Genomic DNA, 1,388 nt, shown 5'->3' with positions numbered 1-1,388 from the left:
CAGGCTGAAGAAATACCTCCCACGCATCCAGCCCAGCAGCCCAACCCCCGGTAAGCTCACCGGAGCCTCCCACATCACTTGACCTTGACCCCCATGCGCGGCGCCGACACCTTCACCGAAAGCCTGTTCTGTGTTCGCAAGCTCGAAGACTTCGTTCCCGCCTCGCACCCCCTGCGCCCCGTTCGCAAGATGGTCAACACCGCCTTGACCAAGATGAATGTCCTGTTCTCGCGCATGTACGAAGCAGACATCAAGGGCGGGCGCCCCAGCATCGCCCCCGAGAAGCTGCTGCGCGCCATGCTGCTGCAGGTGCTGTACAGCGTGCGCTCGGAACGCCAGTTGATGGAGCAGGTGCAGTACAACCTCCTGTTTCGCTGGTTCATCGGCCTGTCCATGGACGATGAGGTCTGGGTGCCCAGCGTGTTCACCAAGAACCGCGAGCGGCTGATCGAACACGACGCCGTGATCGAGTTCTTCAACGAAGTGCTCAAGATCGCCGACCACAAACAATGGCTCTCGGGCGAGCACTTCAGCGTGGACGGCACGCTCATCCAGGCCTGGGCGGGCCACAAGAGCTTCGTGCGCAAAGGCGACGATGACGCGAGCGGTGATGATCGTGATGGCCATGGTGCCGATACCAAAGCCCACAGCGATGGCGGCAACTTCAAGGGCCAGCGGCGCAGCAACGACACCCATGAATCCACAACGGACGGCGATGCCCGGCTGTACCGCAAAGGCAAAACCGCCAGCGAGCTGCGCTACATGGGCCACACCCTGAGCGACAACCGCCACGGCCTGGTGGCCAATGCAGTGGTCACGCTGGCCGATGGATACGCAGAGCGCGAAGCGGCCAAGGCCATGGTCAACGACGCCCGACAGGCACAGGCCGATCCCGCGCGAACCATCACGCTGGGAGCGGACAAGGGCTATGACGCACGCGAATTCATTGAGGCCTGCCAGGCCATGAACGTCATCCCCCATGTGGCCCAGAACAAGTCAGGCAGAAACTCGGCCGTGCCCGAAGCCATAGCGCAAAGTGAAGGCTACGCGGTATCGCAACAAAAGAGAAAGCTCATAGAGCAAGGCTTTGGTTGGGCCAAGACCGTGGGCGGCATGAGGCAGGTGATGGTGCGAGGAATCAAACGCGTGGACCAGATGTTCGTGCTGACGATGGCCGGCTACAACCTGGTGCGCATGCGCACGCTGGAGCAATGGGGACAGGTGCGTCTGCAGGGGACGCATTGAGGGCAAACGGAGGCAAAAGCGGCCTCCGAAGTGCAATAAAACGCCCAATTGGGCCCGCTAATCCCGGAATGTGAAAAAAGCGAGCCAGCCTGCGGCTGTGGGGCAGGACGGGCTTGGAATCTGGGGAGTATTTCTTCAGCCTG

General features: G+C 61.5%; 1 protein-coding gene. It reads left to right on the top strand.

Translation table 11 applies throughout. The features are described 5' to 3' along the window. The first annotated feature begins 93 nt into the window (after nt 1-93). Nucleotides 94-1,245: an IS5 family transposase gene (locus tag ACYZGB_RS22745; protein WP_462391259.1), complete on the top strand. Its 1,152-nt coding sequence runs from the start codon at nt 94-96 to the stop codon at nt 1,243-1,245. Nucleotides 1,246-1,388 lie beyond the last annotated feature (143 nt).

Source organism: Acidovorax sp. Q11 (assembly GCF_054950075.1).
The sequence above is the reverse complement of the archived record's forward strand: the minus strand, read 5'-3'. Positions and strand labels throughout refer to the sequence as shown.